At 62.7% G+C, this 15928-nt stretch carries 12 protein-coding genes; 4 read left to right on the forward strand and 8 right to left on the reverse strand.

Features of this window, described 5'->3' with window-relative positions; all coding sequences use genetic code 11:
- The first annotated feature begins 105 nt into the window (after positions 1 to 105).
- From CXQ82_RS01205 to CXQ82_RS01220, 4 genes are all read left to right on the forward strand, one after another.
- The gene (locus CXQ82_RS01205) at positions 106 to 1188 is read left to right on the forward strand and encodes an efflux RND transporter periplasmic adaptor subunit (protein ID WP_101265398.1); all 1083 of its coding nucleotides are present in this window, start codon (positions 106 to 108) and stop codon (positions 1186 to 1188) included.
- The gene (locus tag CXQ82_RS01210) at positions 1185 to 2255 is read left to right on the forward strand and encodes an efflux RND transporter periplasmic adaptor subunit (protein ID WP_101265400.1); all 1071 of its coding nucleotides are present in this window, start codon (positions 1185 to 1187) and stop codon (positions 2253 to 2255) included. The genes CXQ82_RS01205 and CXQ82_RS01210 overlap by 4 nt, the downstream gene beginning before the upstream one ends.
- A complete protein-coding gene (locus CXQ82_RS01215) occupies positions 2252 to 5317 on the forward strand; it encodes an efflux RND transporter permease subunit (protein ID WP_101265402.1) in 3066 nt (1021 codons plus the stop codon). The genes CXQ82_RS01210 and CXQ82_RS01215 overlap by 4 nt, the downstream gene beginning before the upstream one ends.
- Positions 5318 to 5539: 222 nt before the next feature.
- Positions 5540 to 7708: a glycoside hydrolase gene (locus tag CXQ82_RS01220; protein WP_101265404.1), complete on the forward strand. Its 2169-nt coding sequence runs from the start codon at positions 5540 to 5542 to the stop codon at positions 7706 to 7708.
- A gap of 7 nt (positions 7709 to 7715) precedes the next feature.
- Here CXQ82_RS01220 and CXQ82_RS01225 read toward each other — a convergent pair whose 3' ends face one another.
- The 8 genes from CXQ82_RS01225 to CXQ82_RS01260 all read right to left on the reverse strand — a co-directional run bounded on the left by CXQ82_RS01225 (position 7716) and on the right by CXQ82_RS01260 (position 15865).
- A complete protein-coding gene (locus CXQ82_RS01225) occupies positions 7716 to 8342 on the reverse strand; it encodes a bifunctional 2-polyprenyl-6-hydroxyphenol methylase/3-demethylubiquinol 3-O-methyltransferase UbiG (protein ID WP_101265406.1) in 627 nt (208 codons plus the stop codon).
- A gap of 40 nt (positions 8343 to 8382) precedes the next feature.
- The gene (locus CXQ82_RS01230; protein ID WP_056858169.1) at positions 8383 to 9027 is read right to left on the reverse strand and encodes a methionine ABC transporter permease; all 645 of its coding nucleotides are present in this window, start codon (positions 9025 to 9027) and stop codon (positions 8383 to 8385) included.
- Positions 9017 to 10132 carry a methionine ABC transporter ATP-binding protein gene (locus tag CXQ82_RS01235; protein ID WP_101265408.1) on the reverse strand — a complete coding sequence of 372 codons (1116 nt, stop codon included), beginning with the start codon at positions 10130 to 10132 and terminating at the stop codon, positions 9017 to 9019. Before CXQ82_RS01235 ends, CXQ82_RS01230 begins: the two co-directional genes overlap by 11 nt.
- The gene (locus tag CXQ82_RS01240) at positions 10129 to 10944 is read right to left on the reverse strand and encodes a MetQ/NlpA family ABC transporter substrate-binding protein (RefSeq protein WP_101265410.1); all 816 of its coding nucleotides are present in this window, start codon (positions 10942 to 10944) and stop codon (positions 10129 to 10131) included. Before CXQ82_RS01240 ends, CXQ82_RS01235 begins: the two co-directional genes overlap by 4 nt.
- 158 nt (positions 10945 to 11102) lie before the next feature.
- The gene (locus CXQ82_RS01245; protein ID WP_101265412.1) at positions 11103 to 12455 is read right to left on the reverse strand and encodes an LLM class flavin-dependent oxidoreductase; all 1353 of its coding nucleotides are present in this window, start codon (positions 12453 to 12455) and stop codon (positions 11103 to 11105) included.
- Positions 12455 to 13648, reverse strand: coding sequence for an SfnB family sulfur acquisition oxidoreductase (locus CXQ82_RS01250; protein ID WP_101265414.1), 1194 nt, complete (start codon positions 13646 to 13648; stop codon positions 12455 to 12457). Before CXQ82_RS01250 ends, CXQ82_RS01245 begins: the two co-directional genes overlap by 1 nt.
- A 26-nt stretch (positions 13649 to 13674) precedes the next feature.
- Positions 13675 to 14916 carry an SfnB family sulfur acquisition oxidoreductase gene (locus CXQ82_RS01255; RefSeq protein WP_101265416.1) on the reverse strand — a complete coding sequence of 414 codons (1242 nt, stop codon included), beginning with the start codon at positions 14914 to 14916 and terminating at the stop codon, positions 13675 to 13677.
- A 187-nt stretch (positions 14917 to 15103) separates the two neighbouring features.
- Positions 15104 to 15865, reverse strand: a complete 762-nt coding sequence (locus CXQ82_RS01260) for a hypothetical protein (RefSeq protein WP_101265418.1) — start codon at positions 15863 to 15865, stop codon at positions 15104 to 15106.
- Between the last annotated feature and the right edge of the window lie 63 nt (positions 15866 to 15928).

A 15928-nucleotide genomic window follows, 5' to 3' on the forward strand; every position in this document is an offset into this window, starting at 1 on the left:
TGGGAACCATTGGAGTATGGGAGCCTCCATGCAGATAAGGAACCCTCAACTAAGCTCACAGTCGCATACACACTGGCAAGTCGGCATCACGCAAAAGGAGCCTGCATGGGCGGTCGAATTTTCACCTGTATTCTAGGCCTTGGCCTACTGACGCTGCTGAGCGGCTGTGGCCAGGAAAACGCCGAGCCCAAGGCTCACTCACGGGTGTTTGTGCAAACCGTGCAGTCGGCGGATTTTGCTGCGGCAGTCACCCTGACTGGGGATATCCAGGCGCGGGTGCAGACCGATTTGTCCTTCCGCGTGGGTGGCAAGATCATCCAGCGGATGGTGGATGTGGGTGACCGCGTGACCGCCAAGCAAGTGCTGGCCAAGCTTGACCCCAAGGATCTGCAGACCAATGTCGATTCGGCCCAGGCCCAGGTCGTGGCCGAGCAGGCACGGGTCAAGCAGACCGCCGCGGCGTTTGTGCGCCAGGAAAAACTCCTGCCCAAGGGCTATACCAGCCGCAGTGAATACGACTCCGCCCAGGCCGCGCTGCGCAGCAGCCAAAGCGCCCTGGCCGCCGCCCAGGCCCAGTTGGCCAACGCCCGCGAGCAACTTGGCTACACCGCGCTGATCGCTGACGCGCCGGGTGTGATCACCGCGCGCCAGGCCGAGGTCGGCCAGGTGGTGCAAGCCACCGTGCCGATTTTCAGCCTGGCCACCGATGGCGAGCGCGATGCGGTGTTCAACGTGTATGAATCCCTGCTGGTGGAGCCGCCGCCGGATGCGCCGATCACCGTGAGCCTGCTGGATAACCCGAGCATCAAGGCCGTAGGCAAAGTGCGCGAAGTCACACCCGCCGTGGCCGCCAACACCGGCACCGTGCAAGTGAAGATCGCCCTGCAAAGCCTGCCTAAAGGCATGCAATTGGGCTCGGTGGTGAGTGCCACTGCCAATGGCCCGGCCAAACCGAGTATCGAATTGCCGTGGGCGGCGCTCACCAAAGACCTCAGCGAACCCGCTGTGTGGTTGATCGACGGCGACGGCAAGGCGCAATTGCACAAGGTCACCGTCGCGCGTTACCTCACCGGCAAGGTCATTATTGGCGAGGGCCTCAAAGGCGGCGAAAAAGTCGTGGTGGCCGGTGGGCAATTACTGCACCCCGGCATGCTGGTCGAAATCGCCCAGAGAGGAGCGCAGCCATGAAGCGCCTGACGCTCATGCTCGCCGCCAGCCTGTTGCTGGCGGCTTGCTCCAAAGAGGAAGCGCCGCCCGAGCCCGTGCGCCCGGTGCTGTCCATGCAAGTCAAAGCTGAAGACCAGGAAACCCTTGGCCGTTTCGCCGGTACCATCCAGGCGCGCTACGAAAGCAACCTGGGCTTCCGCGTACCCGGGCGCATTGCCCGTCGCGCCGTGGATGTGGGCGCCGAAGTAGAGAAGGGTGCCTTGCTTGCGGTACTCGACCCTACCGACCAACAAAACCAATTGCGCGCCGCCCAAGGTGACTTGGCCCGCGTGCAGGCGCAGTTCATCAATGCCCAGGCCAACGCCCGCCGCCAGCAGGAACTGTTCAACCGTGGCGTCGGCGCCCAGGCCCAGTTGGATATTGCCCAGACCGACCTGAAAACCACGCAGGCGTCCCTCGACCAGGCCCAGGCCTCGGTCAACCAGGCCAAGGACCAGCTCAACTACGCCGAACTGCGCACCGACCACGCCGGCATCGTCACCGCCTGGAACGCCGAGGCGGGCCAGGTGGTCAGCGCCGGCCAGCAGGTGGTGACGCTGGCCCGCCCGGACATCAAGGAAGCCGTGATCGACCTGCCCGCCGGCCTCGCCGAACGTTTGCCAGCGGACGTAGTGTTCCTCGTCGCGGGGCAACTCGACCCCAGCGTCAATACCACCGCCATCGTGCGCGAGATCGAACCCCAGGCGCAAAGCGCCACACGCACCCGTCGCGCGCGCCTGACCCTGACCGAGACACCGCCCGCGTTCCGCCTGGGCACGGCGATCAGCGTGACCTTGAGCACCGCCATCGCCCCGCGTATCGAACTGCCGTTGAGCGCCTTGCAGGAGGTCGACGGCAAAACCCGCATCTGGATCCTCGACACCCAAAGCCAGACCGTGCAACCGCGTGACGTCACGGTCATCAGCCGCGACGCCAGCAGCGCGGTGCTCAACGGCGGCGTCAAGTCCGGCGAGCGCATCGTTACCGCCGGCGTGAACAGCCTGAAACCTGGGCAAAAAGTCAAAATCGACGAGGACAGCCCGCGATGAAAGGGAGCTTCAACTTATCCGACTGGGCCCTCAAGCATCAGTCCTTCGTTTGGTACCTGATGTTCGTCGCGCTGCTGATGGGCGTGTTTTCCTACATGAACCTGGGGCGCGAGGAAGACCCCTCGTTCACCATCAAGACCATGGTGATCCAGACCCGGTGGCCGGGCGCGACCCAGGAAGAAACCCTCAAGCAGGTCACCGACCGCATCGAGAAAAAACTCGAAGAACTCGACTCCCTCGACTACGTGAAAAGCTACACGCGGCCGGGCGAATCCACGGTATTCGTGTTCCTCAAGGACACCACCAGCGCCAAGGCCATCCCGGAGATCTGGTACCAGGTGCGCAAGAAGATCGACGACATTCGCGGCACCTTCCCCCAGGGCTTGCAGGGGCCGTCGTTCAACGATGAGTTCGGTGATGTGTTCGGCTCGGTCTACGCCTTTACCGGCGATGGCCTGTCGATGCGCCAACTGCGCGATTACGTGGAGCAGGTGCGCGCCGAGATCCGTTCGGTGCCGGGGCTGGGCAAGGTCGAGATGATCGGCCAGCAGGACGAAGTGATTTACCTGAATTTCTCCACGCGCAAACTGGCCGCCCTAGGGATCGACCAGCGCCAGGTGGTGCAGAGCCTGCAATCGCAGAACGCCGTAACCCCCGCCGGGGTGATCGAGGCCGGGCCGGAGCGGATTTCGGTGCGTACGTCCGGGCAGTTCGCGTCCGAGAAGGACTTGGCCAACGTCAACCTGCGCCTCAATGACCGCTTCTATCGGTTGGCGGATATCGCCGAGATCAGCCGTGGCTATGTCGACCCGGCGCGACCGATGTTCCGCTTCAACGGCAAGCCGGCCATCGGCTTGGCCATCGCCATGCAGAAGGGCGGCAATATCCAGTCGTTCGGCAAGGCCCTGCACGGGCGCATGGATGAACTGACCGCCGACCTGCCGGTGGGCGTCGGCGTGCACAAAGTGTCCGACCAGGCCGAAGTGGTGGAAGAAGCCGTCGGCGGCTTTACCAGCGCGCTGTTTGAGGCGGTGATCATCGTCTTGGTGGTGAGCTTTATCAGCCTGGGCATGCGCGCCGGGTTGGTGGTGGCGTGTTCGATTCCGTTAGTGCTGGCGCTGGTGTTCGTGTTTATGGAATACAGCGGCATCACCATGCAGCGGGTGTCGCTCGGCGCGTTGATCATCGCCCTCGGCCTGTTGGTGGATGACGCGATGATCACCGTGGAGATGATGATCACGCGCCTGGAAAAAGGCGAAACCAAGGAACAGGCGGCGACCTACGCCTACACCTCCACCGCGTTCCCGATGCTCACCGGTACCCTGGTGACCGTGGCCGGTTTTGTGCCGATCGGCCTCAATGCCAGCTCGGCGGGCGAGTACACCTTCACCCTGTTTGCGGTGATCGCCGTGGCGATGCTGGTGTCGTGGGTGGTGGCGGTGCTGTTTGCTCCGGTGATCGGTGTACACATCCTCAGCGCCAACGTGAAGCCGCACAACGCCGAGCCTGGGCGCATCGGCCGTGGTTTCAATCGCGGCATGCTGTGGGCGATGCGCAACCGCTGGTGGGCCATCGGCATCACCGTGGGGCTGTTTGTGGCGTCGGTGTTTTCCATGCAGTTTGTGCAGAACCAGTTCTTCCCGTCGTCGGATCGCCCGGAAATCCTTGTCGACCTCAACCTGCCGCAAAACGCTTCGATCAATGAGACGCGCAAGGCCGTCGACCGCCTGGAAGCGATCATCAAGGACGACCCGGACATTGCCCGATGGAGCACCTATATCGGCCAGGGCGCGATCCGTTTCTACCTGCCGCTGGACCAGCAACTGGAAAACCCCTACTACGCGCAGTTGGTCATTGTGAGTAAGGGCCTGGAGGAGCGCGGCGCCTTGATTGCACGCCTGCAGAAACGCCTGCGCGATGACTTCGTCGGCATTGGCAGCTTTGTGCAGCCGCTGGAAATGGGCCCGCCGGTGGGGCGGCCGATTCAGTACCGCGTGTCTGGCAAAGACACCGACCAGGTGCGTAAGCACGCGATCGAACTGGCGACCTTGCTCGATCAGAACAGCCATTTGGGCGAGATCATCTACGACTGGAACGAGCCGGGCAAAGTGCTGCGCGTCGATATCGCCCAGGACAAGGCGCGGCAGCTGGGGCTGTCGTCGGAAGACGTGGCGCAACTGATGAACAGCGTGGTCAGTGGCTCGTCCGTGACCCAGGTGCATGACGACATCTACCTGATCAACGTGGTCGGCCGCGCCGAGGACGCTGAGCGCGGCAGCCCGGAAACCCTGCAGAACCTGCAGATCGTCACGCCCAACGGCACCTCGATTCCGCTGCTGGCCTTCGCCACCGTGCGCTACGAGTTGGAGCAGCCACTGGTGTGGCGCCGCGACCGCAAGCCGACCATCACCATCAAGGCCTCGGTGCGTGACGAGATGCAGCCGACCGATCTGGTCAAGCAACTCAAACCCGAGATCGACAAGTTCAGCGCCGGCCTGCCGGTGGGCTACAAGGTCGCCACCGGCGGCACCGTGGAAGAAAGCGGCAAGGCCCAGGGCCCGATCGCCAGCGTGGTGCCGTTGATGCTGTTTTTGATGGCGACCTTCCTGATGATCCAGCTGCACAGCGTGCAGAAGATGTTCCTGGTGGCCAGCGTGGCGCCGCTCGGCCTGATCGGCGTGGTGCTGGCGCTGATCCCCACGGGCACGCCCATGGGCTTTGTGGCGATCCTCGGCATCCTGGCGCTGATCGGCATCATCATTCGCAACTCGGTGATCCTGGTGACGCAGATCGACGCCTACGAACGCGACGGCTACACACCATGGGATGCGGTGGTGGAAGCCACCGAGCACCGGCGCCGGCCGATCCTGCTGACGGCCGCAGCGGCGAGCCTGGGCATGATCCCGATTGCGCGGGAAGTGTTCTGGGGGCCGATGGCGTACGCGATGATTGGCGGGATCATTATTGCGACGTTGCTGACCTTGCTGTTCCTGCCGGCGCTGTATGTGGCCTGGTACAAGATCCGCGAACCAGAGCAGGACCAACAGGTAAACCACGGTTAAAGATGTGGGAGGGGGCTTGCCCCCGATGAGGGTGTGTCAGTTGATAAATCCTTGACTGATACACCCTCATCGGGGGCAAGTCGAATCGTCGCACCGCCCTTCCCACATTTTGTTCTGCGCTAGGCAATTGATGGTGGGAAACTTCTGGAAATGATGTCTGTTGCCCTAGCCAACCGTTGAGTGCTTTACCCTCCGGCCTACACCTCTCAACGGTCGTCTCCCATGCGTCATACGTTGCTGATCTGCTGCCTCCTCCTATCGCCAGTAGCTTTTGCCAGTACCGTGTTGGAAAACGCCCTGTGGCGAGTCGAACTCGACCCGGCCACCCTCGCCATCCGCGTCACGCCCAATGGCCAGGCGCCGGTCCAAGCCTCCAGCGGCGTGCCCGGGCGTGCCGTCAGCCAGTTCGAACAGAATGCGCAACAAGCCAGTTGGCAATGGGATGACGGCGCTTTTCAGGTCAGTGCGCGCCTCGAGCAGCGTGACCTGGCGCTGTCCATCACGGCGCGGGAGGCCGGGGAGCTGCCGATCCTTGTGCAACCGGCGAGCGCCCTGGGCAAGGGCCTGATGTGGCCGTTGGCCGAAGGGCATTACGTGCCCAGTGGCAATGCCCCATGGCAGGCGTTTCTGCTGGAACAGGGCGATATCAATACCACCCAGGACCTCAGCCTGCCGTTGTGGGGTGTCGATCACGGGGCGTTTACCCTTAACTGGTTGCTGACAAATCCCTACAACAACCGTCTGCGCTGGCAGGGCCAGGCGCTGTCGCTGGCCCATGGCTTCACGTCGCTTGTGCCCGGCGCGCCGATGACGCTGCTGTTGCATCTGGGCGAAAGTGACCCGCTGGCCGGTGCCAGGCGCTACCGCCAATGGCTGATCGAGCAGGGCCGTTACGAGCCCTTGGCGGACAAGCTGTCACACACACACGAGGCGCAAAAGCTGCTGGGAGCCAGCCATGTCTATCTGTGGGGCAACGACCTGTTGGCGCCCGGCGACGTGCGTGACTGGCCGTTGTTGCTCAAGCGCTTGCGTGCGCATGACCTCAAGGCCTTGCTGGACAAGGAGGCCGCAAAGGTTCTGGCGCAGACCACGACGTTGAATCGCTATGAAAGAAGCGTGTTGCTGCGCGCCCTCAACGTCGCGATCAACCAAAAGGCGCGGCAGAGCTGGCAAGTGGATGAACCGGATATGACCCGGCTGGCCGCGCGCTACGGTGAGTTGCGTAGCGCGCTGGCCATGGACTTTGCCGGCGCCCTCAGCGGTAGTCCTGAAACCTGGGGCAGCCAAGTGGTCCAGGCGTTGCGGGAAGCCGGGTTGCCACGCTTGATGGTGACATTGGGCGAAGGCTGGGAAGGCGGCCTCTGGCACCCCGAAACCATCCGCGCGGGCGTCGACGCCGGCTACCTGATGGCGCCCTACGACTCCTATCAGACCGCCTTGTCCGCCACGGAAAACCCGGACTGGACCACCGCCCATCTGGGCAGCATGGCTTACCGCGACTGCGCCATCGTGCTGCAGGACGGCAAGCGCAAGAGCGGCTTCCAGCAATCTGGCCATTACACCGACCCGCGTTGCGTGCGGCCGTTACTGGAGGCCCGAGTGCAGGCGGTGCAAGCCAGGGCGGGGTTTAACGCCTGGTTCCTCGATGCCTACGCCACCAGCATGCTCTTTGACAGCTACCGTGACGGCGCGCCGATGACCCAGGCACAAAATGCCGAGGCTAATAACGACGCGTCCCGTTGGCTCAATCGGGTACTCAAACTGCCGACCGGTTCCGAGGATGGCAACGCCCTCACCGCGCAGGGCATCCTGTTTGCCCATGGCATGCAAACCCCCGTGCTCGGTTGGGGCGATCACGAGATGAGCCAAAACAAGCAGTCGCGCTATTACGTGGGCAACTGGTACCCGCCGGAACAACCGACGGTGTTTTTCAAACCGGTGCCGTTGAATGAGCCGTTTCGCACGATCTACTTCGACCCGACGCTACGCCTGCCGCTGTACCAGGCGGTGTTTCATGGTTCGGTGATCACCACTCATCACTGGTTGTTCGATAGCCTCAAGTTGAGCAACGTGCGGGCCGAGAACGAGCTGGCGCAACTGCTCTACAACGTGCCGCCGCTGTATCACCTGAGTGCTGCGACGCTCAAGGAACGGCTGCCGCTGATCCAGCGTCAGGACCGGTTTTTCCGGCCGTTGCATCAGCGCCTGGCGACCCAGGCGATGACGGGGTTTCGTTGGCTGACGGCAGATCGGCAGGTGCAGGAAACCACCTTCGCCGATGGCACGCGGTTGGTGGCGAATTTTTCCGCTGAAGCGAAACAGGGGTATGCCGCTTGGAGTGTCACGGCGTTGGTAGACGGTGAAAAAAACCAGGTGTATCAGCTGAAATAACCTGTGGCTAGGGTTTGCGCCAGACGCTGGCCAGCCAGGGTTGTTGAGCCCGAGGCAGCCCGGCGGGGCGGTAGTAATGCTCCAATTCCACAAAACCGGCGGCGGTGAGCAGCGTTTGCCATGCCTCAAGGTCGTGGTAAGAGCCATACCGCGGCCCATTCCAGCCCTCCTGGTTCTCACCCCGAGGGTTGGAGCTGAATAACACACCGCCAGGTTTCAGCGCCCCATGCAATTGCTTGAGCACGCGCGGCAGTTCCTGCTTGGGGATATGAAACAGCACTGCGTTGGCAAACACCCCGTCAAAGCGCGCTGCGGGCAACTCCAGCTTCAGGAAGTCCTGCTGCAACACCTCGCAGCCACTGTCTTCGCGCGCCATCTGCGCAAACCGCTCGGAGCCGTCCAGCCCTACCGCGACATGCCCCATGCGAGTGAACGTCTGCAAATCGCGCCCCGGGCCGCAGCCGAAATCCAGCACGGTAAACGGCGCCGAGCCCTGGATATGCCGCAGCAACGCGTCGATGTTCTGGCTGACATCGTGATCGCGGGTGCCGTCGCGGAAGCTCTCGGCCACGCTGTTGTAGTGGCCGAGGGTGGTGGCGGTGATCTGGTCGAGGTCGTCGGGCTTGAGGGGCATGGCGGGAAGTACCGGGCGCTGAGATAGGCCCGACTATACCTCACCGCTTGTTCAGCACTCTCGCCAACCGATCACCACCCAATTGAATCACCGCTACCAGCACCACCAACAACACAATCACCGTCAGCATGATCTGTGTATCAAAGCGCTGATAGCCATAGCGATAGGCAATATCTCCAAGCCCGCCGGCGCCAATCGCCCCGGCCATGGCCGACGAGTTGATCATGGTCACCAGGGTGATGGTGAACCCGCCGACAATCCCCGGTAGCGCTTCCGGCAACAGCACATGCCAAATGATGTGCCAGCGCCGGCAACCCATGGCTTGTGCGGCTTCGATCAAACCGTGGTCGACCTCACGCAGGCTCACTTCGGCGATCCGTGCAAAGAACGGCGTAGCGGCGATGGTCAACGGCACCACGGCCGCCCACACGCCATAGGTGGTGCCGACGATCAGGCGGGTGAACGGGATCAGCGCCACCATCAGGATCAAAAACGGAATCGAGCGAAACAAATTCACGAACGCCCCCAGCACGCGGTTCAGCGCCGGGGCTTGGTAGATGCCACCCTTGTCACTGGTGACCAGGAACACCGCCAGTGGTATCCCCACCAGCAGCGCGATCAGCGAGGACACACCGACCATCAACAAGGTGTCGATGGCGCCTTGCAGTAAACGATCAAACCACATAGCCCAGCACCTCCACCTGTTGCGCCCAGTTTGCGGCGCGGTTGCGCAGTTCTTCAACGTTGTGGGGCGAGCCATTCACCGCCAGCAGTAATTGCCCCAAGGCGTGGCCCTGGATGCGCTCCACGCCACCTTGGAGCAAGCGCACGCGCCCGCTGAGGGCGCTGAACAACGCGGCCAGGTCGGGCTCGTCATTGGCGCTGCCGGTGAACTGCAAGCGCAGCACCACGGCGGCATCCGCCGAGGTCTGGGTGAGTTGCAGGCGGCTCTGCAGTTCTTCCGGCAGCCCATGTTGCAGCGGTGCCAGCAGGGTCTTGCTGACCTCATGTTGTGGGTTGCCGAACACTTGCCACACCGGGCCCTGCTCGACGATACGCCCGTGTTCCAGCACCACTACGCGGTCGCAGATTTCGCGGATCACCGCCATTTCATGGGTGATCAGCACGATGGTCAGCCCCAGGCGCTGATTGATCTCGCGCAGCAGGCCGAGGATCGACTGAGTGGTTTCCGGGTCGAGGGCCGAGGTGGCTTCGTCGCACAGCAGGATTTGTGGGTCATGCACCAGCGAACGGGCGATGCCCACGCGCTGTTTCTGCCCGCCGGAGAGCTGCGCCGGGTAGGCTTTGTGCTTGTCCTGCAAACCCACCAGTTCGAGCAGCTCGCGCACCTTTTGCTCGCGTTGCAGCTTGGGCACGCCGGCGACTTTCAGCGGCAACTCGACGTTCTGCCATACGGTTTTGGCCGACATCAGGTTGAAGTGCTGGAAGATCATGCCGATGCGCCGACGCAGTTCCACCAGGTGGTCTTCGTCGAATTCGCCGATGTCCACCTGGTCGATCAGCACGCGCCCGCTGCTCGGTTGCTCCAGACGGTTGATGGTGCGGATCAGCGACGACTTGCCGGCGCCGCTGCGGCCGATGATGCCGAACACCTCACCGCGCTGGATCGCCAGGTCGATGCCCTGCAGGGCATGCACCGTGCCGTCATAGGTCTTGCCCAGGTTGATAAAGCGCACATGGGCGCGGTTCAGGTCCGGGTGCAGTTGTGTCTGCTCGGCGTCCCTGGGCGGCAAGCCCAGGTCGCGCAGTTGAGAGTGGGCGGCGGTCATTTTTTATCTTCCCAGCCCACTTGGTAGAGCTTGCCCAGGGATTTATCCAGGGCCGCGCGGACCACTGGCGAGTGCTGGTAGATGTCGACGAACTTGATCACGCGCGGATCGGTTTTGCTCTTGGGCTGGATCACGAACTGGATCACGTATTCCGGGTGGTCGAGGCCGTCGAACAGCAGCGCCGACTCTGCATCGAAGGTCTTGGACAGGCGGATATACGCCGGGTAGCCCTGCACCAGGTCGGCGTCGTCATAGGCGCGCACCAGTTGCACGGCCTCCACTTGCAGGATCTTGATCTTCTTCGGGTTGGCGACGATGTCTTCTTCTGTGGCCTTGTAGCCCACGCCTGGCTTGAGGGTGATCAAGCCGGCCTTGGCCAGCAGTTGCAGGCCGCGCCCGCTGTTGATCGGGTCGTTGGCAATCGCCACGCTGGCGCCCTGGGGCAGGTCGTTGATGCTTTTGAATTTCTTCGAGTACAGCCCGACGTTATTGATGATGCCCGGCGCGTATGGCACCAGGTCAAAGCCGGCGGCGGCCTTGGCGTTTTCCAGGAACGGAATGTGCTGGAAGTAGTTCACGTCGATATCGCCGGCGGCCAGGCTGACGTTGGGTGCGATCCAGTCGGTGAATTCCACCAGCTCGACCTTCAGGCCTTGCTTGCCGGCTTCGGCCACGGCGGCTTCCAGGGGAATCGCGAAGGCGGCGGTGGTGCCGATTTTCAGTGGCGCGTCGGCGGCAAATACGGCCGAGCTGAACAAGCCAAAGGCCAGGACCAGTGCTTTGACTGGGTGGGAGAGCAGGGTCTTTTTCATGGTCAATTTCCAGTCATAAGTTATGGGTGCAAACAATGCAGTTCCAATGTGGGAGGGGCGGTGCGACGATTCGACTTGCCCCCGATTAGGGTGTGTCAGTGGATAAATCTGTGACTGACACACCGCTATCGGGAGCAAGCTCCCTCCCACATTTTTGATCAGTGTCGGTAGCTTGATCCGGTGTGTTGTTCAGGTAGGCGGGCGGTGCGTTGGAAGACTTTTTCCCGCAGCGTTCCCTGTTCATATTCAGTCTTGTACGACCCACGGCGCTGCAACTCCGGCACCACCAGGTCAATGAAGTCCACATAGCTTTCCGGCGTCACGATGCGCGTCAGGTTGAAACCATCCAGCCCGGTTTCGCTGATCCACGATTCCAGCTCATCCGCCACCTGCTCGGGCGAGCCGACCAGGGTGATATAGCGCCCGCCGAGGGCGTGTTGCTCAAGCAATTTGCGCCGGGTCCAGTCGTTGTTCTGCAGGTTCTTGGTGGCCGACTGGATCGCGTTGCTCTTCACGTACTGGATCGGTTCGTCCAGCTCGTATTGGGCAAAATCAATCGCCGTGGACGCCGAGAAGTGCGCCACGCCGGCTTCCGGGCTGGCGTAACTGAGGTACTCGGCGTGCTTGGCCCAGGCCAGCTCCTCGGTGGCGCCAACGATCACGTTGAGGCCCATGAACACCTTGATGTCATCCGGGTTGCGCCCGGCCGCCACCGCGCTGGCGCGCACCTTGTCCACTTGCACCTTGGTCGCGGCCTTGTTCTGCCCGCTGATGAACACGCACTCGGCGTGCCGCCCGGCGAACAGCAAACCCCGCTCCGAACTGCCGGCCTGGAACAGCACCGGCGTGCGCTGTGGCGACGGTTCGCACAGGTGATAACCCTCGACCTGGTAAAACTCGCCCTGGTGCTCGACTTTGTGCACCTTGCCCGGCTGCGCGTAGACCCGCGTCTGCGGATCGTTGAGCACCGCGCCGTCTTCCCAGCTGCCTTCCCAGAGTTTGTAGAGCACTTGCAGGTACTCGTCGGCCTGGTCGTAACGACGGTCATGCTCAACCTGCTCGGTAAGGCCCATGGCCTTGGCGGCGCTGTCGAGGTAGCCGGTGACGATGTTCCAACCCACCCGGCCACGGCTCAGGTGGTCGAGGGTGGACATACGCCGGGCGAACAGGTACGGCGGTTCGTAGGTGAGGTTGGCGGTAAGGCCGAAGCCGAGATTTTTAGTCACCGCAGCCATGGCCGAAACCAGCAACAACGGGTCATTCACCGGCAGTTGGATCGACTCCTTGAGCGGCACGTCGATGGAGTTCTGGTACACGTCATACACACCGACGATGTCGGCGATGAACAGGCCGTCAAACAGCCCGCGTTCCAGGGTTTGCGCGAGTTCTGTCCAGTATTCGATGGTTTTGTATTGGGTGGACGTGTCCCGAGGGTGAGTCCACAGGCCATGGTTGATGTGCCCGATGCAGTTCATGTTGAAGGCATTGAGCAGGATCTTTTTCTTAGCCATCAGATAGTCCCCCGCAGTGGCGGGTTTGCATCATTGAGGTAGTAATTGCCGACGGCGTGGTACTTCCAGCGCACCGGGTCGTGCAGGGTATGCACGCGCGCGTTGCGCCAGTGGCGATCCAGGCCGTGCTCGGCCAGGGTGGCCTGGCTGCCGGCCAACTCGAATAGCGTGCTGCCGGCGGCCAGGGAAATTTCGGTGCTCAAGGCGCGGACTTCGGCGACAGCGATGGAGGCTGCCGCAACGGTTTCGGCATTGCTGTCGGCCTGGGCGCGGTCGAGGCATTCGCCCGAGCGCTCCAACATCGCCTCCGCGGCGTGCAGGCGAATGCTCAGGTGGCCGAAGCTCTTCAGGGTCAGTGGGTCTTCTGTGGCTTTGTCGCTGCCGGCGTCGATCCACGGGCGGGTCTTGGTGCGCACGAAGTGCAGTGCATCTTCAAAGGCCGCGCGGGCGATGCCGGTGTCGATGGCGGCGTGAAGGATCTGCGCCAGCGGGCCGACGGTGGTGGGGCGCTCGAAGGCGCTCTGGAACGGGATCACGTCTTGCGCGGCAACCCACACATTGTCGAACACCACCGAACCGCTGCCGGTGGTGCGTTGGCCGAAGCCACTCCAGTCATCGATCACTGTGAGGCCGGCGCTATCGCGGGGGACGAACGCCAATTGCTGCACGCCGTGTTCGTCCACCACCGAGGTGGGGATGCGCTGGGCGTAGATCGCGCCGGTGGAGTAGAACTTGCGGCCGCTGATGCGAAAACCGTCGCCGTCGCGGGTGATAGCGGTCACGCGGTCATGGGCGGTCTTGGTACCCAGTTCCGCCAAGGCGTTGCCGAAACGTTGACCGGCTAAAACCTCTGCGTACAGGCGTTGTTGCTGCGCGGGGCTGCCATTCACGCGCAGTACTTCGAGGGCATAAAAATGGTTTTGCGGGATCTGCCCCAACGATGCATCCGCCTGGGCGATCAGCGCGATGACTTTGGCCAGGGTGACGTTGGACACACCGGCGCCGCCGAATTCCTTGGGTACGCTGATGCCCCACAGGCCGGAGCGCGAGAACACGTCCAGTTCGGGCAGGGGCAGGCGGCGTTCACGGTCGCGCTGGGCGCTGTCGCGGCGGAAGTCTTCGGCGAGGTCGCTGGCGACAATAAGGGCTTGCTCATCGCTGGTGATAACCGCGACGTGGTGAGAAAGGGTCATGCGTATTTCTCCAGAGGTCTGGTCGGTTAAATCCAGGAATGACGGGCAGGCAAGGTGCCGTTCAGCCGATAGGCGCCGATGGCGTGATACTTCCAGCGCACCGGGTCGTGCAGGGTGTGCACCCGCGCGTTGCGCCAGTGGCGGTCGAGGTTGAATTCGGCGAGGGTGGCGCGGCTGCCGGCCAGTTCGAAGAGCTTCTCGCTGACCAGCAACGACACTTCGGTGGTCAGCACTTTCGCCTCGGCCACGGCAATCGAGGCGCGGGCGGCGGACTGCGCGGTGATCGGCGCGGCACTCACCTGGTCCAGCACCTGGCCGGCCTTGCGCAACAGTGCCTCGGCGGCGTGCAGTTCGATTTTCAGCTTGCCGATATCGGCGATCACATACAGGTCGTCGCTGGCGCGTTCGACCTTGGCGTCGATCCAGGGGCGCGAACGTTCACGCACGAAGGCGATGGTGTCATCCAGCGCGCCACGGGCGATGCCGGCGTCGATAGCCGCTTGAATCAGCTGTGAGACCGCGCCCTGGATATTCGGGGTTTCGCCGATGCGCCAGTTGTCGATGACCAGCTCGGCGTCTACCGGCACACGGTCCAGCAGCACGGTGCCGCTGGCGGTGGTGCGTTGGCCAAAGCCGGACCAGTCGTCAACGATGCGTAGCCCTTCGGTGCCACGGCGCACAAACGCCATGACCTGCTTGCCGTCATCGTTCAGCGCTTTTACCGCGACCCAATGGGCAAACAACGCGCCGGTGGAGTAGAACTTCTGGCCGCTGATCACGTAGCCGTCGCCGTCGGCGGTGAGGCGCGCCTTCAGTTCCAGGGTGTTTTTGGTACCGCGTTCCGGGCCGCCATTGCCGATGCGCCAGCCGTCGAGGACGCTCTGGAACAGCTGCTTTTTCTGGCGCTCGGTGGCGGCACCCTGCAACAGGTGCAGAATGCCGAAATGGTTCTGCGGGATCTGCCCGAGGGCCGGGTCTGCTGCGCTGATGATCGCGAATACGTCGGCCAGGGTCACGAACGATACCTGTGGGCCGCCGTACTCACGGGGAATGGAAATACTGCCCAACCCAGTGCGAGTGAACTGTTCGATCTGCGCCCAGGGCAGCTTGCGCTGCTGGTCGCGCTTGGCGGCTTGCAGGCGCGCGGCCTGGGCCAGGTCATGGGCGGCGTTCAGCGCATCGGCGTCGTTGCGCAGCACGGCGGCCGGCAGCAGCAGGGGGGCTACGTCCAGATCACTCTGGGTGGGTGTTAGAGCCAAGTTAGACATCAGCACCGCTCCTTGGCTGCACGTAATGCCCTGGCGTTATGCACCGGGGTAATTCTGATCATACCGACCTCGCATTCAATGAAATAAAAACAGAAAAATCAGGAATGTCCGGTGGTCCGGTGTATATACCCTAAGCGTGTTAAATATTTAAATAAACTAACTTTTGGGAATATGCATAGAAGGTCTGTTACCCAGGTTCGCAGGGTGAGCCGAGGGGCCGCGGTCGATAGCTCGGCGCGGCCTCGGCCTTGCGGCTGGGTACCCAGGCGGCAATGTGCAATGCACGGGCTGGCGCCCAGCGTGAATTGTTGCCGACGCGGTCCAGAATGCAGTACGTCACCTCCAGCCGGCAGTCGTCGCCGGCTTCAACGATGACCTTTGACGGTACCCACACCTGTACCGCCAGGCCGACGCCCCTGGCCATGATTTTCGGCAGGTCCATGCGTACGTCACCCCAGCGCAGGGTGATGGCATCGCCGGTGGCCATGTTCGGGTAGGGTTCGATGGTCAGGGGAATACCGCGCCGTACCTGGCTGCTGTTGACGCCATGGCGACGGATCGTCTCGGGTAGGCCGACAGGCGGGAGGTGCTGGTTTTCGTCGCCGTACAGGTCCGATGGGTAGCCGCCCGGGTGGCTGGTTTTGACCCGTACCCGCGTCACGGCCGAGCGCACCGGGCCATGACCGATCTGCATGACCTGGTAGTGAACCCGTGCCGGACCATCTTGCACAAAGCTCTCCGGAATGCGCAGGTGCGTAGGCTGGCCGATTTTGCAGGCGGTCACTCGCCGTGAGGCGGCAAAGCAGTTGTTCCAGAACAGCTCGATCAGGTCGCCTTCACCCATGCCCGGATAGGGGTCGATGTCGACCTGCAGGTGGGTGGCGGCAAGGGCATTGATGCCGTTTCGAATGGCCTGGGGCAGCGTGGGGGCGGTGAGCATACGCGTCATAAGTAATCTCCTTGATGCAGCCAGCAGCAATCGTTCCGGGCCTTTGGCGCGGGTGCGCAAGGG

The organism is Pseudomonas sp. S09G 359, assembly GCF_002843605.1.
Lineage (GTDB): Bacteria > Pseudomonadota > Gammaproteobacteria > Pseudomonadales > Pseudomonadaceae > Aquipseudomonas.